The organism is Pseudarthrobacter sp. fls2-241-R2A-127, from assembly GCF_030209355.1.
GTDB lineage: Bacteria > Actinomycetota > Actinomycetes > Actinomycetales > Micrococcaceae > Arthrobacter.
Map to the genome: position 1 here is coordinate 157,930 of NZ_JARVSF010000006.1, position 20,713 is coordinate 178,642.

The 20,713-nt window shown below is 66.3% G+C and carries 18 protein-coding genes; 11 read left to right on the top strand and 7 right to left on the bottom strand.

Annotation, left to right across the window (positions count from 1 at the left end; genetic code table 11):
• Positions 1-49: 49 nt before the first annotated feature.
• Positions 50-781, bottom strand: a complete 732-nt coding sequence (locus QRN53_RS03885) for a FadR/GntR family transcriptional regulator (protein WP_285242706.1) — start codon at positions 779-781, stop codon at positions 50-52.
• Between the two features lie 236 nt (positions 782-1,017).
• On the opposite strand from QRN53_RS03885, the gene QRN53_RS03890 reads away from it, so the two are divergent.
• From QRN53_RS03890 to QRN53_RS03900, 3 genes are all read left to right on the top strand, one after another.
• Complete coding sequence (locus QRN53_RS03890; RefSeq protein ID WP_285242707.1) at positions 1,018-1,494, top strand: sensor histidine kinase; 477 nt, start codon at positions 1,018-1,020, stop codon at positions 1,492-1,494.
• A gap of 280 nt (positions 1,495-1,774) precedes the next feature.
• Positions 1,775-4,417 carry an exo-rhamnogalacturonan lyase family protein gene (locus tag QRN53_RS03895; protein ID WP_285242708.1) on the top strand — a complete coding sequence of 881 codons (2,643 nt, stop codon included), beginning with the start codon at positions 1,775-1,777 and terminating at the stop codon, positions 4,415-4,417.
• 203 nt (positions 4,418-4,620) lie between these two features.
• A complete protein-coding gene (locus QRN53_RS03900) occupies positions 4,621-5,580 on the top strand; it encodes an SRPBCC family protein (protein ID WP_285242709.1) in 960 nt (319 codons plus the stop codon).
• A gap of 80 nt (positions 5,581-5,660) precedes the next feature.
• Here the strand turns inward: QRN53_RS03900 and QRN53_RS03905 are convergent, their stop codons facing one another.
• From QRN53_RS03905 to QRN53_RS03915, 3 genes are all read right to left on the bottom strand, one after another.
• The gene (locus QRN53_RS03905; protein WP_285242764.1) at positions 5,661-7,676 is read right to left on the bottom strand and encodes a rhamnogalacturonan lyase; all 2,016 of its coding nucleotides are present in this window, start codon (positions 7,674-7,676) and stop codon (positions 5,661-5,663) included.
• A gap of 403 nt (positions 7,677-8,079) precedes the next feature.
• Positions 8,080-9,381, bottom strand: coding sequence for an MFS transporter (locus QRN53_RS03910; protein WP_285242710.1), 1,302 nt, complete (start codon positions 9,379-9,381; stop codon positions 8,080-8,082).
• Positions 9,382-9,396: 15 nt separating this feature from the next.
• Positions 9,397-10,827, bottom strand: coding sequence for a M20 family metallopeptidase (locus QRN53_RS03915; RefSeq protein WP_285242711.1), 1,431 nt, complete (start codon positions 10,825-10,827; stop codon positions 9,397-9,399).
• A 131-nt stretch (positions 10,828-10,958) separates the two neighbouring features.
• On the opposite strand from QRN53_RS03915, the gene QRN53_RS03920 reads away from it, so the two are divergent.
• On the top strand, positions 10,959-11,855 hold the full coding sequence (locus QRN53_RS03920; RefSeq protein ID WP_285242765.1) for a LysR family transcriptional regulator: 897 nt from the start codon (positions 10,959-10,961) through the stop codon (positions 11,853-11,855).
• A gap of 11 nt (positions 11,856-11,866) precedes the next feature.
• Here the strand turns inward: QRN53_RS03920 and QRN53_RS03925 are convergent, their stop codons facing one another.
• Positions 11,867-12,346: an Lrp/AsnC family transcriptional regulator gene (locus QRN53_RS03925; protein ID WP_285242712.1), complete on the bottom strand. Its 480-nt coding sequence runs from the start codon at positions 12,344-12,346 to the stop codon at positions 11,867-11,869.
• 83 nt (positions 12,347-12,429) lie between these two features.
• On the opposite strand from QRN53_RS03925, the gene hisC reads away from it, so the two are divergent.
• The 5 genes from hisC to QRN53_RS03950 all read left to right on the top strand — a co-directional run bounded on the left by hisC (position 12,430) and on the right by QRN53_RS03950 (position 16,213).
• The gene (hisC, locus tag QRN53_RS03930) at positions 12,430-13,548 is read left to right on the top strand and encodes a histidinol-phosphate transaminase (protein WP_285242713.1); all 1,119 of its coding nucleotides are present in this window, start codon (positions 12,430-12,432) and stop codon (positions 13,546-13,548) included.
• Entirely contained in the window at positions 13,545-14,234 is a 690-nt protein-coding gene (locus tag QRN53_RS03935; protein ID WP_502934816.1) for a YitT family protein, read from the top strand. Before hisC ends, QRN53_RS03935 begins: the two co-directional genes overlap by 4 nt.
• 115 nt (positions 14,235-14,349) lie before the next feature.
• The gene (locus QRN53_RS03940) at positions 14,350-14,979 is read left to right on the top strand and encodes a PAS and ANTAR domain-containing protein (RefSeq protein WP_285242714.1); all 630 of its coding nucleotides are present in this window, start codon (positions 14,350-14,352) and stop codon (positions 14,977-14,979) included.
• Between the two features lie 33 nt (positions 14,980-15,012).
• Positions 15,013-15,654, top strand: coding sequence for an NADPH-dependent F420 reductase (locus tag QRN53_RS03945; protein WP_285242715.1), 642 nt, complete (start codon positions 15,013-15,015; stop codon positions 15,652-15,654).
• A 205-nt stretch (positions 15,655-15,859) separates the two neighbouring features.
• Positions 15,860-16,213 (top strand): hypothetical protein, encoded by a 354-nt coding sequence (locus QRN53_RS03950; RefSeq protein WP_285242716.1) that lies wholly within the window; start codon positions 15,860-15,862, stop codon positions 16,211-16,213.
• A 41-nt stretch (positions 16,214-16,254) separates the two neighbouring features.
• Here the strand turns inward: QRN53_RS03950 and QRN53_RS03955 are convergent, their stop codons facing one another.
• A complete protein-coding gene (locus QRN53_RS03955) occupies positions 16,255-17,187 on the bottom strand; it encodes a threonine/serine dehydratase (protein WP_285242717.1) in 933 nt (310 codons plus the stop codon).
• 1 nt (position 17,188) lies between these two features.
• Positions 17,189-17,452 carry a hypothetical protein gene (locus QRN53_RS03960; RefSeq protein WP_285242718.1) on the bottom strand — a complete coding sequence of 88 codons (264 nt, stop codon included), beginning with the start codon at positions 17,450-17,452 and terminating at the stop codon, positions 17,189-17,191.
• 265 nt (positions 17,453-17,717) lie between these two features.
• On the opposite strand from QRN53_RS03960, the gene QRN53_RS03965 reads away from it, so the two are divergent.
• Together QRN53_RS03965 and QRN53_RS03970 are read left to right on the top strand one after the other, a co-directional pair.
• Entirely contained in the window at positions 17,718-18,974 is a 1,257-nt protein-coding gene (locus QRN53_RS03965; RefSeq protein ID WP_285242719.1) for an SLC13 family permease, read from the top strand.
• Between the two features lie 131 nt (positions 18,975-19,105).
• Entirely contained in the window at positions 19,106-20,593 is a 1,488-nt protein-coding gene (locus tag QRN53_RS03970) for a cation:dicarboxylate symporter family transporter (protein WP_285242720.1), read from the top strand.
• The last annotated feature ends 120 nt before the right edge of the window (positions 20,594-20,713 follow it).

The window sequence follows — 20,713 nt, forward strand, 5'->3', positions numbered from 1 at the left end:
GCGGTGTGCGCCGGCCGTGCCGTGGGAAGAATGGCGGGCCCGGGTACGCCTAGGCTGAGGCGACATCCTTGAGCTTTTGGCGGATCCCGTCAAAGTGGCGCTGCAGGCGTTCGGCGGCGAGGGCCTTGTCCCTGTTGGCCACGGCCTCGTAGATATCCCAGTGGATCCGTGCCTGTTCCTCCAGGTTGACCGGCCCCGAGCCCAGCGCTTCATGGATCTGGCGGTAGACCTGCCAGAACACATCCATGAGGTTGATGAGGAGTTCGTTGTTCAGCGGGGCATAGAGCTTCCGGTGGAACTCAGCGTCAAGCTCGGCCAGCGGTTCCCCTTGGGCTGCGGCGGCCTGCATGGCCTCCATGGATGACCGCAGGTCCGCCAGGTGCTCCTCCGTCAGCAGGTCGATGGCTGAACCAATCAATCCGGATTCAAGGGCCTGCCGCACATCGATGAGCTCCATCGCTTCTTCGCCCTTGTGCCGGAGCGACAGCCTGCCGCGGAAGGTCAGCCCGGAAACCAGGGCGCTGAAGTTGTTGGGTGCCACGAACATGCCGAAACCATGGCGGATTTCGATGACGCCTAGGGCCTGGAGGACCTTAAGTGACTCACGGACGGTGTTCCGCCCAACGCCCAGCTCTGCGGACAGTTCGCTCTCGGTGGGCAGCGCATCCCCAACATCCAGGCCGCGGTCCAGGATGAGTTCCATGATCCTGGTCTGGAGGGCATGGGACCGGATTTGTGCACTGAACCTTGCGGGCGGTACCGCTGCGGATGCTACTGTCACGTCATCTCCTTCGACCGCACCGGGCGGCGGCCTCTCGTCTGTGACTCAGTGTACAGGAGATGGGACGTCCTTCATCTTATTTTGACTTCCGGATTTGGCAGCCCGCATCACACACCGCTTTCATTGTTGCGCCGCGCACAGAATTGATCCGATCTTGAGGCAAATCTTGCGCCCCCTAGACATTTCGGGTCCACGCTGGAGGTATCAGACAAACCCAGCTTGGGGAGCAGGAAGTCATGGGAACCAAGACAGCATTGGACAACGAAGTCACCACAGTGGGAGGCGTGCTGACCGATCTTCAGCCGCTGGACTTCCACACACTGGGGCTGGCCGGTTGCATCGACCGGCTCACGGCGCCGCTTCGCCAGCACGGAACCGCGGTCCACTGGGATACTCCACACTGGGGCATCGAGATCCCGGCGGACTGCGCCTCCCTGCTGTACCAGTCGGCCCGGGAAGCGCTGAGCAACGCCTTTAAATTCTCCGGCGCATCCACGGTGACCGTTCAGCTGCTGGCCGTTGACCACGGGATCCGCCTGGTGGTGGCCGACGACGGCACGGGCTTTGACCGCGAAGCCGCCACGTGCGGGCGCCACAACGGATACGGGTTGCGGCTCATGGCGGTGGCCGTCCAGGAGGCCGGCGGGGCAGCGGAGATCACCTCCGCGCCGGGCGGCGGCACCAGCGTGACAGTGACCCTGCCGCTGGACTAACAGGCCCGGATGGCCGCCGTCGCTGGGACGGCGGCCATCCTTATGCCCGCGGCGGGGCGTCAGCGTAGGTTCTTGGCGCTGTCAGGTTCAAAGTCACCGCCGTGTCCCCTGCGCATCGGCGGTGGCTTCGTCCTTTAAGGCTGAGGCCGTTGTACCGCCTGGCGAATACCCCTTGCGCCCCGCCCCGCCGTCTACTACGTTGTAGTCCTGATCGAGAAAGCGCTTTCCCGCATCCTGGCGGGACCCCTATGCGCTGCAATCACCAGTGGAATCGGATGACATGACGGACAGCACCCTCATCAGGTGGATCGATGGCCAGGCCCCGGCAGAAATCAGTGGCGGAACAACGTGGGGCATGCCGTTCGCCCGCGGTTCGGTACCCGGCGCGGAAGCGCTTTCGGTGGCAGACGCCGCCGGCACTCCCGTCCCCAGCCAGGCGTGGCCATTGGCCACCTGGCCGGACGGCTCCTTGAAATGGGCGGGGATCGCCCTCCCGGCAACAGACGCGCCATCGGGCACCTACCAGGTGACGGCCGACGACGGCACGCCCGAGGCGGCCGGCCGGAGAGCGCCGGGTGGCGCGGCCGTCACGGTCACCGAAGAGGCCGACGCCCTGACAGTTGATACCGGGGTACTGCGGATGGTCATCAACCGCCGGGGATCAACCCTGTTCAGCAGCCTTTCCCGTGACGGCCGGCCTGTTGCCCGCGACGCCCGGCTGGTCAGCCTGCTGCAGGACGGCGTTCCCGAAGGTTCCGGAACCGCGGGCCGGGAGGCCTTCACCGGCGAGGTGACCGCCGTCGTGCTTGAACAAACCGGGCCAGTGCGCGCGGTGGTGCGGCTGGAAGGGGTCCACCACCCCGATCTGCCGGACAGCACCCACCGCGGATGGCTGCCCTTTGTGGTGCGCTTGTATTTCCACGCCAATGCCCGCAGCGTGCGCATGGTCCACTCGTTCATCTGGGACGGGGACCCGGAGCAGGACTTCCTGGCCGGACTGGGGGTCCGGTTCAGCGTGCCGCTCCAGGCCGAACTGCATGACCGGCATGTCCGGATCGCCGGGGCCGACGGCGGGTTCCTCACCGAGGCCGTGCGTGGCCTGACCGGCCTGCGCCGGGACCCTGGCGCTGACGTCCGGGACGCCCAGATCGCAGGACGGGCCACTCCCCCGGCAGAGGACTGGAACCCCGAGGTCTCCGGCCGCCTCCACCTCATCCCCGCTTGGGGCGACTACACGCTTACCCAGCTCAGCGCGGACGGATTCGAACTGCGCAAGCGGACCGCACCCGGCCACGGCTGGGTGGGAATCTCCGGCGGCACCCGCTCAGCGGGCTTCTGCTCCCTGAGCGACACCCGCTGCGGCCTGGGCGTGGGGATCAAGGACTTCTGGCAGTCCCACCCCGGCCAGCTGGACATTCGCGGCGCCGCAAGCGGTGAGGGAACCCTGACGGCCTGGCTGTTTTCCCCGGAAGCCCGGCCCATGGATCTCCGGTACTACCACGACGGGCTGGGCCAGGACACGTTCGAGGAGCAGCTCGAGGGACTCGAGATTACATACGAGGACTACGAGCCGGGCTTCGGCAACCCTGCGGGCATTGCCCGCACCCACGAGCTGACCCTGTTTGCCTATGACGCCACCCCTTCCACCGAAAGCCTCGCGGCCGACGCCGCGGCCGCCTCCGCCCCGTCATTGCTGCAGGCCACCCCGCAATACCTGCACTCGGTGGGTGTCTTTGGCGACTGGGACCCCGTGGACCGGAGCACTCCGGCGCGTGCCCGGCTGGAGGACCAGCTGGACTTCCTCTTCGACTTCTACGCCGGCCAGGTGGAGCAGCGCCGCTGGTACGGGTTCTGGAACTACGGCGACGTGATGCACACGTATGACTTCGACCGGCACGTGTGGCGCTATGACGTTGGCGGCTACGCGTGGGACAACTCCGAACTCTCCCCCGACCTGTGGCTGTGGTACTCCTACCTGCGATCGGGCCGGGCAGACATTTTCCGCTTCGCCGAGGCCATGACCCGGCATACCGGAGAGGTGGACGTGTACCACCTGGGGCCGTGGAAGGGCCTGGGTTCCCGGCACAACGTCCAGCACTGGGGCTGCAGCGCCAAGCAGCTCCGGATCAGCACCCCCGCCTACCGCCGGTTCTACTACTACCTCACCGCAGATGAGCGCACCGGCGACCTGCTGAGCGAACTGGTGGACAGCGACCGGAACTTCCTGGGCCTGGATCCGGTGCGCAAGGTGCGCCCGGATGCTGCCACCTACCGTCCCAACCGCGGGGCGCTGGGCGTGGGGCTTGGGACTGACTGGGGCTCCCTGGCCGCCACCTGGCTCACCGACTGGGAACGCACCGGCAACCCGTGGTCCCGGGACCGACTGCTGGGCACCATGGCGGACATTGGTGCGCTGAAGTACGGCTTCCTCACCGGCGAAGCCCTATACGACCTGGACAAGGGCAGGTTCGACACCGGCCGCGAACAGATCCAGGTCTCCCACCTCAGTGCCGTCTTCGGACTGGTGGAGATCTGCAGCGAACTGGTGGACCTGGTGCCGGATGCGGATTTCGAGCGGGCGTGGCTGCAGTACTGCAAGCTGTTCCTGGCAACCAAAGAGGAGCAAGTGGAAGCAGTGGGCCAGCCGCTCGAGGGCATCTACCTCACGCAGGCGCACAGCCGGCTGACCGCCTATGCGGCGGCAAGGTTGCAGGACCCAGGCCTCGCAGCCAGGGCCTGGGACAGTTTCACCGAGGGCGGCGAACACCTCAACCACGGATCCGCCTTCACCCTCCAACGGATCGAACCGCCCCACGTGCTGCTGCCCGTGGACGAGGCACCCACGGTCTCTACCAATGACACGGCGCAGTTCGGCCTGGCGGTCATCCAGAACCTGGCCCTGATCGGAGAGCACCTGCACTGAGGCACCGGCATTGAGGCACCTGCCCTTTCGCTGACGACGGCGGCACCCGGCTCCTGTTTTTCACCAGGGCCGGGTGCCGCCGTCGTATTTTCCGTTCCAGGTGGGTACGGGAAGGGGGTAGCAAGGTTCGCGGGCAGAAAGTAAAATACTAAGCATGCTGATGATCTTCCATTGGCATCCGGTAACAGAGCGAAGGAGACGTTATGAGCACGAAGGTGGAAAAACGCATTCTGGTGAACGTACCGGTGAGCACGGCTTACAACCAGTGGACACAGTTCGAGGAATTCCCGCACTTCATGGGCGGGGTCAAGAGCGTGACCCAGCTCAGCGACGACCGGATGGAATGGGTGGCCGATATTGGTGGAGTGCGCAGGCAGTGGGAGGCCAGGATCCTGGAGCAGATCCCGGACCGGCGCGTTGCCTGGGCAGCGACCGATGGAGCCACCAACGCCGGTGCCGTGGAATTCGAGGATGTGGGCGGCGGCCAGACCTCGCTGCAGCTCACGCTCGAATATGAACCCGAAGGCCTGATCGAGAAGGTGGGCGACAAGCTCAACGTCGTGGACCGCCAGGCGGAGTCGGACCTGAAGAAGTTCAAGGAATTCATCGAAGACGAGGGCTACGCCAGCGGGGCATGGCGGGGATCGGTCAACGCCGGCTCCGCGGTGGGGACACCCGGCGTCGAGCATGCCGGCTCCTCGCTGGGCGACTCAGGCAAGGCCGGCATCTCGGGCAAGGTGGCCGCAGGTGCGGCCATCGCTGCAGCGGCGGGCGCGGCAGCCGCTATGGCAGCCGGCAGCTCCAGGGATGAGGCTGCAGCCCGCGACGCGTCCGCTGCCAGCGATGTCCCTGCGGTTCCGGCCGAGCCTGTTGCCTCCGTGGAGCCCCTGACCACGGGCGCCACGGCGGGTGCCGCCGAAACCGGCACGGGCGCCCAGGCCGGGGGCACGATGGCGGGCGCCGACCGGTCGGGTACGGTCGCCGATCTTGGCGATGACAGGATTGGGCATGCCTTCGACCAGACCAACGGCCTGGTGGACACCAGCGGCGAATCCGACGACACGGTGGAAGGCGAAAACCTCAGCGCCGGCGAACGGCGCTCGGAGGACCGCACGGACGACGGCGGCCTGCCCCCGGTGGGCGGCAACCTCGGCGGCCACTGATCCGGCCCCGCCACCAGGCACCGCAAGCAAGCGCCGCCCGCCGTCCCCCAAGGCGGGCGGCGCTTGGCCGTCCGGAGCCGCTATTTGGCCTTGCCCGCGTAGTAGACCGCCGGCATGGCCGGGGCCTGCATACCCTCACCGAGGAAGAAACTCGGGTGCGGGGGCTGGTTGTAACCCACGGTTTCGCGCGCCACGCCGGTCCGGTACATGGGATCGTGCATCAGGGTGCGGAGCCGGACCCCGGTGGGTGAGGTGCTGGTGTAAATCCGCAACTCGGTGCTGTCAGCGGACGGGAACACCAGCTCTTCCCGCCAGTCACCCAGGAGGTCCGCCTGCAGCGACGGGTTGCCCTTGGTGTAGTTGTTGGTGCGGGCTCCGGTGGCGGTCAGCAGCCGGTCGCTGGACTCGGTTTCCCAATTCCACTTGGAAATCGTGGGCACGCCATAGCCGGCCTCGGCATCGAAATCGTGGTCCACGATCTCGCGCAGCAGGTCGCCGTCCCACCACGCCATGAAGTTGGCGGCAGGAATCTTGTCGGAAATCCGCTCGCCCTTGGCGGACATCAGGTAGCCGACGGTGGAGTTCCACGCTGCGTCGCCACCCACCGCCCAGCTCTCCGAACCCGGGAAACGGGGGTCGATGTCGCCGGTGGCGCCGCGGCCGGTGTCCTTGAAGGCCGGGATGCTCCACAGGACCTCACCGGTGGCGGCATCACGGAATGTGGCACCGCGGTTTCCACTCGACCGCATGTCCTCGTGCACGGCAAAGGTCTCCAGTCCGGGCCGGGAGGGATCAAGGTCGCCGGTGTGGATGGCGTCGCCATGGCCAAGCTTGGTGTTGTACAGCGGCTTGCCGTCGTGGTCGATGGTCATGGAGCCAAAGACGAACTCATCCTTGCCGTCCTGGTCCACGTCCGCCACGGACAGGTTGTGGTTGCCCTGGCCCTTGTATTCGGCTCCGGCAGCGTCGGAATCGAACTTCCAGCGCTTGACCAGCTTGCCGTTCACCAGGTCATAGGTGACCAGGACGGTGCGGGTGTAGTAGCCGCGACTGAACATCATGGACGGATGCTCGCCGTCCAGGTATGCCACCGCACTGAGGAACCGGTCCACGCGGTTGCCGTAACCGTCTCCCCAGGCAGTGACGGTGCCGCGCGGCGGGTCGTAGGGAACGGTGTCCATGATGGTGCCGGCGGCGCCGTTGAAAACTGTGAGGAATTCGGGCCCGGACAGGACATAGCCAGCGCTGTTGCGGTAGTCCGCCGCGGGGTCGCCAATGACGGTCCCCGCCGCGTCCGTTGTGCCGTCGGCGGTCTTGAAGGCAACTTCGGCCTTGCCGTCGCCGTCGAAGTCGTAGGCGAGCATCTGGGTGTAGTGGGCCCCGGCGCGGATGTTGCGGCCCAGGTCGATGCGCCAGAGCTTGGTGCCGTCCATCTTGTAGGCGTCCACGTAGACGTTCCCGGTGTACCCGGACTGCGAGTTGTCCTTCGCATTGGAGGGATTCCACAGTTGGACGATCTCGTAGGCGCCGTCGCCATCCAGGTCCGCCACGCTCGAGTCGTTGGCACTGTAGGTGTAGGACTGCCCCGCCGGGGTCACGCCGTCGGCCGGTTTGTCCAGCTTGATGGGCAGGTAATTTTGGGCCAGCGGACTGAACCCGGCGCTGAGCTTGTCCTGCCCGTCGCCATTGCCCACGGTCTTGATGACGTAGGTCGAGTCCGCTTTTCCTGCGGGGTCCACGTAGGTGGTGGTGTTGCGTACGGGTTGATCGGTGATCTGGACGCCGTCGCGGATGACGTGGAATCCCACGCTGTCCTTGTCCAGGCCCAGCATCCGCCAGCCCAGGGAGACACCCTGGTCCGTCAGGACGGCAACCGGGGCCCGGTCCAGGTTCTCCACCTGCCGCTTCGCGTCCTGCCCTGCCGATGCGGCGGGGACTGCCGGGCTTGCCGGCGTACCTGGAGTTCCTGGAATTGCCGGCGCGGCGGGGTCCGCAGCAGCGAGGGGAACGCCGGTGAAGGCAATCGCCGCGACGGCCAGGGTCGCGGCTGCCGCTGCCCTTCGCGTCCTGCCCGTCCGGGACATCCGTGAACACATTGAGGGGTTTGCCAAAAGAACATCTCCTTTGATGCGGCGGCAGCATGATGTGCCGCCCAGCCATTTTTGGAACGTTTCATTCACAGCAGGCAAGTCCCCCCTCGCGAGTGATTTCAAGGAGGATTGCTGCGAGGAAACGCTTTCTGCCCTTAACGTCTATCAGCGCCTGACAATTTCAGTCAAGGCTTTGACTGAACATAAATGGGAGAAATTGTTCTTTTGAGTGCCTTTTCGTTCAGATGCGTCAAGCCCCTTGCGCCCGTTTCGCGGCCTTCCGCCGGGGGCCCGGGGGGTGCCCGGCCGCCGCACCACCGGCGGGCGTCGGGTGCGCACCACCGGCGGGCGTCGGGTGCGCACCACCGGCCGGCGTCGGGTGCGCACCACCGGCCGGCGTCGGGTGCGGCTATTTGATGCCGCGAAGTTTCACCCCGGCTGCCAGGGCTGCGAGGCTGATGAGCGCGATGATGGCAAGGTAGTAGCCGGGCGCCACCGCCTGGCCGGTCTGCTGCACCAGGTACGCGGCGATCATGGGCGTGAAGCCACCAAACGCAACCACCGCAGTGTTGTAGCTGAAGGAAAGGCCGGTTGCCCGGCTCCGGGGATCAAAAGAATCGGACATCACCGATGGCAGGGCCCCAAAGTAGGCCGCCTTGAGCAGGCCGAGGATGGTCATGACCAACGCCAGCACCAGGAAGGACCGGGCACTGATCACCCACAGGAACAGCGGGACGACGGCGATGAGCAGCACGATCACGGTGGGCACCATGATGGCCAGCCGGCCGAAACGGTCTGAGAGGTGCCCCACCACGGGTGTTCCAAAAGTCAGGATGACGCCGGTAATGATCAGCGAGGTGAAGGAGATGCCGGGTTCAAGCCCCAACTCCTTGATGGCGAACGTCGGCATGTACTGCAGGATGAAGTTCAGGACGGTGGACACGGCCAGCGCCCCGCCGGCGATCATCATCCCGGTCTTCTGGGTGGCAAACACCTGGCGGATCGGCGAGTGCTGCCCATCCCCGGGCTCCGTGGACACCGGAACCTCCTTCATCTCCTTCCGGATCAGGAAGCCGGCCGGACCCACCAGCAGCCCGAACAGGAACGGGATGCGCCAACCCCACTCGGTCATTTGGGCGTCGGTCAGCACGGTTGTCAGGACGGCCACGAAGATCGCCGCGATCAGGCTGCCAAGTCCTTGGCTGGCGAACTGGAAGCTGCCCAGGAACCCTTTGCGCTTGCCGTTCTGCGCAATGAGGTACGCGGTGGCGGCACCAAATTCTCCCCCGGCCGAGAAGCCTTGGATGAGCCGGGCCAGGACGATCCCCACCGGCGCCAGGATGCCGATGGTGCCGTAGCTGGGCATGAACGCCAGGAGCGCGGTGCCCAGCACCATCAGCCGGATGGTGACGGTCAGCCCCTTCTTCAGCCCGTGCCGGTCCGCGAAAGAGCCCAGCACCAGTCCGCCCAGCGGCCTGATGAGGTAGGAGACGCCGAACACGGCGAACGCCTGGATGAGTTCGACGGCGGGATCATGGCTTGGGAAGAAGTTCCGCCCAATGTAGATCGCCAGGAGCGCGTAGATGGCGATGTCGAACCACTCGAGCGCGTTGCCGATGGTGGCCGCGATGATTCCACGGGTGGCGGATTGCGTGCCCTCCGCCTGGTCCCGGGCCGGACCGGGCTGGTTCTTCTGCTGCGGAATGGTCATGGAGACTCCAGGGTTTCAGGAAACAGACTTGGCGGAAACGGCGGCGCCGCCCGCTGGACTGCCCGCCGGGCTGGGGGCGTTGGCAAGGTCGAAGAACAGGCCTGCAGCAATCTGCAGGCCCTCCCGGGCAACGGACTTGAGCAGGTGCTCGTCGGGCGCATGCTGCTGGCAGCCGGGGTGGGAGTGCGGGACCCACAGCGTGGGCAACCCAAGGACGTCCGCGAAGACGAAGCTGGGCAGTGAACCGCCGATGTTTGGCAGCAGGACCGGAGCGCGCCCGGTGGTTTTCCCCAGCGATGCCAAGGCCCAGGCAACCCAGGGGCTGTCCGGGTCCAGCCGGCTGGCGGCAAAGGAACTGCCTGCCCGGACCTCCACCATGCCGAATCCGGCGGCGTCGAGATGGCGCCGGACGGCGGCTTCCAGGTTTGCGGTGTCAGTACCGGGGACGAACCGGAGCTGCAGCGTGGCGCGGGCCGAGCCGGGGATCGCGTTGACAGGCTTGGCCGGGTTGCCCGCGCCAAGGGCCAGGACCTCCAGGGTGTTCCAGGCGTACAGCCGTTCAGCCGGGCTCAGGGAACGGTCGCCCCAGGTTGGGTCCGACGCCGGGTCGCCCGGATTGGGGATTACGTCGATGAGTTCCAGCGCGGCAGCCACGGAGTCAGGGATTCCAGCCGGCAGCAGTTCGGGCAGCTTGATGATGCCGTGTCCGTCCACCAGGGAGGCCACCGCGGCGGCCACGGTGGTGGCCGGGTTGCGCAGGAGGCCGCCCCAGTTCCCCGAGTGGTAGGAACTGCTGCGGAGGTCCGCCTCGAGGTGGAACGTCACACCGCCTCGGGCGCCCAGGAACACGGTGGGGCTGCCGGCCGCAAGGCGCGGCCCGTCGGAACCGATGAAGACGTCCGCCCGCAGCGCCTCCCGGTGTTCGCGTGCGAAATCGACGAGGTCCGGAGATCCAATCTCCTCGGCCCCTTCCAGTAGGAACACCAGGTTGAAGCCCAGGCTTCCACGCTGGTCCAGCAGCAGGCGAAGCGCCACGATGTTGATCCAGTGCTGGCCTTTGTTGTCGGCCGAGCCCCGGCCGTACCAGCGGTCCCCCTCATCACTCAACACCCAGGGCCCGCGGCCGTTGGTCCAGGCCTCCGCCTGCCCGTCCACCACGTCTGCGTGCCCGTAGCAGAGCACGGTTGGCAGCGCCGGGTCCTCCTGCCGGGTGGCCAGGAGGAAGGAATTGTTCCCGCCCCGCCAGGAGTCATACCGCTCCACCGAGCACCCAAGGTTTGCCAGTGCCGGTTCAACCATCTCGTCGAGGTATGACTTCAGCGCAACCCGACCCTCCGTCGTCGAACTTTCGGACGGGTAGGAGACGATCCTCCCAAGGTCTGCCTGGAAGCTGCCGGAGTCCGCATAATCTCCTGCTGCCGCCATGAGTTGCTCGCGCTGCTGCATAAATCTTCACCCTCTGCCGTTGGAACGTGAGTTCCAAATTAGGACGGGGAATCCGAAACAACCAGTATCATTTTGTCGATGAGCCTTGACTTGAATGCAAACCTTGCGGCCGGCAAGGCGCCGCGGTGAACATGCTCACGCCCGCACTGCTGTATTTCGACGCGGTGGCCCAGGACGGCACGCTCACCCAGGCCGCGGACAGGCTGCACGTCTCGGCATCCGCCATCAGCCGGCAGATCAACAAGCTGGAAACATCGCTGGGCACACCGCTGTTCAACCGGCACTCCCGGGGTGTGGAGCTAACCGAGGCCGGCCGCCTCCTGCTCGCCTACGTCCGCAGGGCCGAAGCCGAGGGGGCAGCTGTGCGCGAAGAATTGCTGGTGTCCATGCAAAGGAAGACCCGCACGCTGCGGGTGGCCTGCGCCGAAGGCTTCGCCCGGGTCTGGGTCCCGGCCGCGATCGCGAACTTCAGCCGGCAGCATGACGACGTCGAATTCCACCTCGACGTGGTTGGCTCCTCGGAGGGAACCCGGCGGGTGGCCGAAGGCGAGGCGGATGTTGCCGCGGTTTTCTCGTTGGGGCCGCAGTCCAGGGTGACCGTGGAACATTCCATGCCAACCCCGGTTGCATACGCACTGGTGGCGCCGGACCATCCGCTGGCGGCCCAGCGCACCGCCACCCTGCAGGACCTGTGCCGGTACAAGCTTGCGGTGACCGCGCCAGGCGCCAGCCAGCGGGAACTCTTCGATCTTGCCATGCAGATCGAGGGCCTCACGCCCACCATTACGCTGCAAAGCGACCACATCAATCCGGTGATCCAGTTTGCCCGGGCCGGGGTGGGCGTTTCGCTGGTGGGTGGCCTGTCACTGGACCGGCGGGACAAGGAGGACCTGGTGACCGTGACCCTGGAGCACCCGGTCCTGCGGCAACGCCAGGGCCAGATCCAGACCATGACCGGCCGCACCCAGCCGGCCATCCTGACCGCATTCGTGGACGCGCTCATCGACGCCCTGGACCAGCTCGCCTGACGGCGGCCCGCCTATTTCCGGGCGGCCGCCTGCAGCAGGGGCAGCGTCCGGGTGGGCATGACTTCCACCAGGGACATCGCCGTGCTGGTGCGGACGACGCCGTCAATCGCCAGCATCGCGTTGGTGATCCGGTGCAGGTCGGCCGGGTCCTTCGCGGCCACTTTGGCGAGCAGGTCGGCGTCCCCGGTGGTGGCATGCATTTCGATGATTTCCGGAATGGTCTGCAGCGCCGCCACGGCCTCGTCGCTGGAGGACTGGCTGATGGAAATCGAGATGAAGGCAACCAGCGGCAGCCCCAGGGCCGCAGTACGTACCCGCTGGCTGAAGGGAGCCAGGCTGCCGTCGTTCACCAGCCGCCGCAGCCTGGCATGCACGGTATTACGGGCCACGCCCAACGTACGGGACAGGGAGAGGACGGTGGCCTGGGGGTCCTGGTCGAGTGTGAGGAGGATCTCGGCGTCCAGGGCATCGATGTTGTGCATAGTGAGCATTTTGCCACTTTCATGGCACAAATTCTCCGGATCTGTCCTGCAAGTGACGGCTGTGTTGCGCAGAAGCCCCGCACTGCCCCACCATGCTGTCCATGACCAGCACCCTTCCCGAAGCGGCCGCGCCGGAACTCCGCGCCGCCGTCGCCCAGCTCCCGGCCTACGTGGCAGGCAAGGGCGCGCAGACGGACCTGACCGCCGCACTTGCCGCCAACGAGAGCCACTTCGCTCCCCTGCCTTCGGTAGTGGAGGCGATCTCCGCTGAGGCGGCCCGGATCCACCGGTACCCCGGCATGGGGGCACCGGAGGCCCGGGAAGCCATCGCCCGGCATTTCGGCGTCACACCCGAAGAAATCGCTGCCGGGCCGGGAAGTTCCGGCGTGCTGCAGCAGATCATTTCGGCCGTCTGCGGACATGACGATGAAGTGGTGTTCGCGTGGCGGTCCTTTGAGGCCTACCCCATCCTGGTGGCGGTGGCCGGTGCCGTGTCGGTGCCCGTGCCGCTGCTGGCCAGCGAGCAGCACGACCTGGACGCCATGGCGGCGGCCATCACGGAGCGCACGCGGCTGGTGATCCTCTGCTCGCCCAACAACCCCACCGGCGTGTCCATCAGCCCCGAAGCGCTGGAGGGGTTCCTCCGCTCGGTGCCCCCGCGCGTGCTGGTGGTGCTGGACGAGGCGTACATCGAGTTCCAGCGCGGACCCGGCGTGGACTCCCTGGGCTTCTACCGCCGGCACCCCAACCTCTGCATCCTGCGCACGTTCTCCAAAGCCTACGGCCTGGCCGGGCTGCGGATCGGCTATGCGATTGCCCGGCCGGAGATCGCCGAAGGCCTACGGCGGACCGCGGTCCCGTTCGGCGTGAACAGGATGGCGCAGGCCGCCGCGGTGGCCTCCCTCGCGGCCGGGGACGAGATCCACGAACGGACCGAGGCCGTGGCCATCGAACGCAACCGGGTCATCAGTGCCCTCCGCGGCCACGGCTGGGACGTACCGGACAGCCAGGCGAACTTCTATTGGCTCCGTGCGACCGACGAGCTTCGCGAACAGCTCCTCGCCGCCCTGGGTGAGGCCGACATCCTGGCCCGCGGGTACGCCGCGGACGGCGTCCGGATCACCCTGGCGGACCCCGCGACCAACGACAGGGTGCTCGCCGTCCTTGCCAACCGCGGGCGGTTCCTGCCCCAGTCGGGCGCGGCCCAGTGAGCGCCCCGGCAGAAACCCCCGCCCATGCGCCCAGCGCCGGTGGACCAAGGCACCAGGAAGATCCGACGACGGCGCGCCCCGGGCCGGCGCCGGCCATCCGCCATTCCGTGGTTGAGGACGTCCTGGGCATCCTCACCGGCACCTTCGCGGCGTCGCTGGGGTTGTTCCTGCTCAAGTCGAGCGGAGCGGTGACCGGCGGAACCGCCGGCCTGGCGCTGCTGTTCAGCTACACCGTGCCGTTGCCGTTCGGCGTCATCTTCTTTGCAGTCAACCTGCCGTTCTTCGCCCTGGCAGTCTGGAAAAAGGGCTGGGGTTTTGCCCTTCGCACCGGAGCCGCCATCGCACTGGTCTCGGTACTGGCCGGTGTGCACCCTGCCGCGTTCGGATCCCTGCTTCTGGACCCCCTGTACGGCGTGCTGGGCGGAAACCTGCTCGCCGGTGTCGGCCTGCTGATCCTGTTCCGGCACAAATCCAGCCTGGGCGGCTTCAACATCCTGGCGCTGCTCCTGCAGGAGAAGCTCGCGTGGCGGGCCGGGTATGTCCAAATGGTTTTGGACGTGGCAATCGTCCTGGCATCGCTCGTCCTCGTCCCGCCGCTGATGGTGGTGCTGTCCGCGGCGGGCGCCACGCTGTTGAACCTGGTCCTGGCCCTGAACCACCGGCCCGGCCGCTACCTGGGGATGTAAGGGGAAAATGTCCCGCTGGAGGGCCCGCCCCGGGTTTCGGAACTGTTATATTCTGTTCACTTGAATTTCCGGGCCAGGGGGGGAGCCGGGATACAGCACGTCGAACGGCCCCACTGTGACTTCCAACAGCATCTCTTCAGCACCTGCGACAGCGGACGATCTCGGCCCCGCGTACCTCGATTGCCCCACCGGGCTAGTGGAACATTTCTTCTCGGACGGCATCTTCCGCTGGTCTGACGATTTGTACCGCATCTACGGCTACGAGCGTGGCGACGTCATCCCGTCGATGGAGATGGCCCTCGCCCACATCGAACCTGATGACAGGCCCAAGGTACAGGCGTTCTGGGAGCGCGTGGCCGCGTCCGGCGGACCGTCATCCATTTACGTCTCCATCCGGGACCGAAAGGACCGGCAGCACAAGCTGCTCTTTTCCGGCGACTTCATCATGGAAGACGGCACGCCGGTCGGCGTCTGGGGCGTCGTGGTGGACCTGACCCAATCCATCCATTCAGACCGGCGTCAGCTGGCCACGGAGGCCGTCGCCGCTTCAGCGCGCAACCGGGCGGTCATTGAACAGGCGAAGGGCATCCTGATGGGCCGCACGGGCGTCAGCGCGGACGAGGCCTATGAGCTGATGAGCCAGCAAAGCCAGACCCAGAACAAGAAGGTCTATGCGATTGCGCATGAGATCGTGAAACGTGCCACGCGGCAGTCCACAGAACTGACCGCGCCGGCCGGCCCATGAAATATCCCGGGACGGCCCGGTGTTGCCGCCGGTATGACAACAATCGGAATCATCGGTGCAGGACATATTGGCAGCCAGGTTGCACGCAAGGCCGTGGAGCTGGGTTATGACGTGGTGATCAGCAACTCCCGCGGGCCCGAAACCCTCCAGGAACTGGTGGCCGAGCTCGGCCCGAAGGCCCGCGCGGCGACGCCGGCCGAAGCGGCAGCCGCGGGCGACTTTGCCGTGGTTACGGTGCCGTTGAAGAACTACAAGGACATTCCGGCCGAGCCACTGGCCGGCAAGATTGTCATCGACACGAACAACTACTACTGGGAGCGGGACGGCAGGATTCCGGCCCTGGACAACGGCGAAACCACCACCTCGGGGATGCTGCAGGAACATCTTCCGCAGTCAAAGGTGGCCAAGGGCTTCAACCACATCATGGCCAAGGACATCACCACTGACGGGGCGCCTGCGGGCACGGAGAACCGCCGTGCCCTGGCCACCGCCAGCGACTCCCCGGAGGCCGCCGAACTGGTCACCCGCCTCTACGACGAGTTCGGTTTCGACACCGTCAACGTTGGCCCGCTCTCGGAAAGCTGGCGCGTGGAGCGTGACCGCCCGGCGTACGTGAAGCGGCAGACGGCCGCTGAGTTGACGGACAACCTGGCCAAGGCGCCGCGGACTCTCTGACCAGGCAGCAAAGGGCTTTCACCACACCACTGGCCGGCAGGTCGTCCTGCCGGCCAGTGGTGTGTCCGGTGGCGGCCGCAGGGTCCTCGATGAGGACCCTGCCGGGCCGAAAGGGACGAGGGCGGCGGCAATGAAAGCCGCCGCGAAGGCAAGCGGGTACCTAATCTGCTTACAATCGAAACCTCTGACCACTACCGAGGGACCCATGAAGAAATTCGCCACAGCCCTGTTTGCCGCCGGCCTCGTTGCCTCCGCCACGGCCTGCTCCGCCCCGCACCAACTGACCACCGCTGAAACCTGTGAGCGGATCCAGGCTGTTGTGTCGAACCCCGCCAACAATGCCGGCAAGACGGGCATGAACAACCTCGCCAACCAGATCCGCCCCATCCACGCCGTTGCGTCGGACGACCTCAAGCCCGCCCTCGCCTCGATCCTTGCGTACACGGATGAGCAGGCCAAGGAGAACCCGGACAAGGACAAGCTCGCCGATCTCCAGTCCGGCTACCAGGAAGCCGGCAGCACTTACAGCAAGCTCTGCGGCCAGGCCGGCGGCCAGTAGTCAGCTGCCGCAGCCCGGGCGTCCAGTTCGTCCGGGCTGCGTCAGAGCGTGGCCGGGTCCGTATTGGCGCCGCAGAGGATGACGACCACCCGTTCGTCCCCTGCGGGTACGTATGCTCCGGCGGCCAACGCAGCGTAGGCCGCTGCCGCGCCGTGCTCCACCACCATCCTGTAGTCGTTCCAGAGTGCCGAGCGCGCGGCAATGATGTCCGCGTCGCTGACCAGGACGCTTTCGACGCCGCAGCGGACCGCCACGGAATAGCCGATGTCACCGATCCGGCGGGCACCCAGGGAGTCCGCCGCGACGCCGGACACCGCCACATCCACCGGCCCACCCGCTGCCAGGGCAGCGTGCAAGGTGGGTGCGGTTGCCGGTTCCACGGCCACCACCTTGGCGTGGCCTTCGACGGCGGCGGCCACGCCCGCCATCAGCCCGCCGCCACCCACAGCTACCAGGACGGTATCCACGTCCGGCACCTGCTCCAGCAGTTCGGTGCCCACGGTCCCGGCACCGGCGGCGATTTCCGGCTGGTCGTAGGCGTGGCAGTAGACGGCGCCGGTTTCTTCCGCATGTGCCACCGCGGCCTCGTAGGCTGCAGCATATTCGGCCCCGCCCTGGACCACCGTGGCGCCGATGGCCATCAGTTTGGCCACTTTGACGGCGGGCGCGGCTTCAGGAACAAACACCGTAGCGGGCACGCCAAGCTGACTGGCTGCATACGCGTTAGCCAGCCCGGCGTTCCCGCCTGACGCCACCACTATGCCCACGCCGGCCCGCAGTTCCCCGCGCTCCTTGGCGGCGAGGATGCGGTTCAGCCCGCCCCGGGCCTTGAACGTGCCCGTGTGCTGCATGAATTCGCATTTGAACCATACGGAGCCGGGGTAGGCATTTGTGTCCGCCGCCATGACGGGCGTCCTGCGGATGAGGCCTGCCGTGCGGCGCGCGGCCTGGTCAATATCGGCGCGGTTTATCATCTCAGACTTCGTCGTCCCAGGTGCCCGGGTCATTCAGCGCCTCTTCCGGCGCGCCTTCCCGGGACGCTTCTTCGCCGCCCACGTAGGATGCGGGCACGGTTCCAGCTGCCTGGGCCTGCTGTTCCTCACGGATGTTCGCTGCGCCGGGCTGTTCCGGATGCTGTCCCGACTGGGGCGCCTGCGGGGCCAGTTCCTTCGCCGTGTCGGGGTCCCCCGGCCCCCGGAGGTCTGCATTGTTCTGGGGGTCATCGCTGGAACCCGTCATGGTCCTGCCTTTCACCTGGGACTGTTTGTCCGGGCGGGGAAGCGCCTGCCCGGCCTCCAGCCTATGGGCTTTACCGCACCGGGCCAGGAAAACCACGGGCAGTTTTGCCTTCCGGCGCCCCGGAAACCCCCGAGGGCGCACGCGCACACTTCCACCCGGCGTCGTATCCTGCTTGGACGGTGGCCGGCGTGGCCATCCCGGGCGCACTTGCCCTCGTTCTCCGCGGCATGTTCAACCAGGCGGCCGCCCGAGCCCGGAGCCGACCATGACCGTCGTGCAGATCATTCCGCTGGCAGTCCTCGTGGCGATGTTCGTCATCGCCACAAGGTGGCCCCTCAACATCGGCGTGATGGCGCTGGTAGCCTCCTTCGGCGTCGGCTACTTCATGCTGGGGATGTCCGACCAGCAGATCCTGGCAGAGTTTCCCGCCAGCATTGTGCTGACCATCATCGGCGTAACCTACTTCTTCAGCATGGCGCAGCGGAACGGCACCATCGGCATCCTGGTCAAGGCCTGCGTGCGAATGGTCCGCGGAAGGACGCTGCTGCTGCCTTGGGTATTCTTCCTGGCCGCTGCGGCCCTGACCTCGCTGGGCACGTTTTCCCCTGCCGCGATCGCGCTGCTGGCTCCCGCGGCCCTTGGGTTCGCGTACGAATCCCGGCTGCACCCCGTGGCCATGGGTGCGTTCATTATCAACGGCGCCCACGCCGGCGGTTTCTCCCCGCTCTCGGTGGCCGGGGTGTTGGTCCATGACATCGCCTTGCGGAACCATTTCCCCATCTCCCAGGGCGGCCTGTTCGCCGCGAGCTTCGCCCTGAACCTGATCCTCTCGGCGCTGACCCTCCTCCTGTTCGCCCTCACCGGCAGGCTCCGGGACGGCGCGGGCGGCCAGCACACGGACGTCGATATGCCGTCCACCGAACGGCCCCATGGCGAGCAGATCCTGACGCTGGCCCTGATCGCCGCGATGCTCGTGTGCACCCTCGGTTTCCATCTGCCGATCGGGTTCGTGGCCCTCTCCGCCGGCCTTTTGCTTGCCTTCGTCAACATCAAGGAACACAGGACCTTCATTGGCGGCATCTCCTGGTCCACGGTCCTGCTGGTGGCCGGCATGATCACCTACGTCTCCCTGCTGCAGCACGTAGGCGTGATCGACACCCTGGCCATGCAGGCCCTGGCCCTGGGTGCTCCGCTGCTGATCGCACTGGTCCTCTGCTACGTCATCGGCGTTGGCTCGGCCTTCGCTTCCTCCACCGCGCTGCTGACAGCGTTCATCCCGATGGCCGGCCCCCTGCTCGCCACGAGCTCGCTCAGCGCCTCCGGAACTGTGGCCGCGCTGTCGGTCGCAGCCACCGTCGTCGACGTCTCCCCTTTCTCCACGGACGGCGCCCTGGTGGTGGCCAATGCCCGCGAGGACGACAGGCAACGGGTTTACCGGCAGCTGATGTTCTATGCAGGCGGCGTGGTGCTGGTGGCTCCGGCGTTGGCTTGGGCACTGCTGGTAGCTACCGGCATCATGTAGCGGCGGTCACAAAGCGTGATTAGGGTTCCACAATGTGGAAATCAGTTTTCCTCTTGCGGAATAAGTGTGATGAGGATTACTTTGGAAACAGCCCCGCAAACGGGTTGTTCCCAATTGATAGGCAAAGGTCAATGAAGATCCCAAACCCTGAGGCACTGAAGGCGAGTTCGGTGCCCGCGAAGAGGAAGCCACTGTACAAGTCGCTCTTCTTCCAGATTCTGATCGCCGTCGTGGCAGGTGTACTCATCGGGCATTTCTGGCCCGACCTCGGTTCCCAACTGAGGCCGCTTGGAGATGGCTTCATCAAACTCATCAAGATGATCATCGCGCCGCTGATCTTCCTGGTGATTGTTACCGGAATTTCAGCCGTAGGCGACGTCAAGGCGGTTGGAAGGGTTGGGGTCAAGGCCCTGCTCTACTTCACGGCAGCCACGCTGTTCGCCCTGGTCTTTGGACTGATCATCGGAAACATCGTCCAGCCGGGCGCCGGCCTGAACATCGACCCCTCAACACTGTCCCAGGCGGACCTGGACGCAAAGACCGGCACAGCGCCACCCAAGGATGCTGCTTCCTTCATCCTCGACATCATTCCGGCCAGCGTCATCGGCGCATTTGCCAGCAACAGCCTCCTGCAGGTCCTGTTCTTCTCCGTCTTCTTCGGCGCTGCAATCGTCGTCATCGGACGCGAGAAGTGCCTGCCGGTCATCAACGTCATGGAAACGGTCCTGGAACTGATCTTCAAGATCATGGCCTGGATCATGAAGGTGGCACCGCTTGGCGCGTTCGGGGCCATGGCGTTCATCATCGGCCAGTACGGGCTGGATACCCTGAGCACCTACGCGGTCCTGATCGCTGCCTGCTACGGCGCCGCGGTGATCTTCATCGGCCTGCTCTTCGTGGTGGCCTGGAGTTTTGCCCGGGTGCCGCTCTGGCAGTTCCTGAAGTACACCCGGGAGGAGTTCCTGCTGGCCCTGGGCACGGCATCCACCGAAGCGGTGATGCCCCGGATCATGACCAAACTGACCAATGCCGGCTGCTCCCGGGCCACCACCGGTCTGGTGGTCCCCACGGGCTACTCCTTCAACCTGGACGGCGCAGCCATCTACCTCTCCATCTCGCTGCTGTTCCTGGCGCAGGCTTTCGGCCACCACCTTGACCTGGGCCAGCAGCTGGCAGCCCTCGGCGTGCTGCTGCTGACCTCCAAGGGCATGGCAGGGGTCCCGGGATCGTCGTTCCTGGCCTTGTCGGCCACGGCCGCAGCGCTCGGCATCTTCCCGGTGGCCGGCGTCGCGCTCCTCCTGGGCGCAGACCGGCTCATGGACTCGATGCGGGTGGTGGTCAACCTGCTGGGCAACTGCGTGGCCACCTTCGTGGTGTCCAAGTGGGAGGGGCAGTTCGACCACAGCGTCATGGTGCGGGCCTTCAAGGGGGAAATTACCAACCACGACTCCGCCATCCTGCTCGGAAAAGAAGAGGACTTCGAAGGCCAGGAGCTGCAGCGCCTGACCGAAGGCCAGGATCCTTCGCCGAAGTTCCGCGGGGCACCCACCCGCGATGTCATTCCGGAGCTCCCGACAGACGGGAGTGCCCGCGTAGGGTTCGGCAGCAAGACGCAGTAGGCAGCCCGCGCGGCAAGCAGGTGCAATGAGGGCGGCCCAGGACAGAAATGTCCTGGGCCGCCCCTCGTTTTGGCTTTCGCCGGCATGGCGCGGCTGCCGTCCGCCCGCCGCTGCCACATG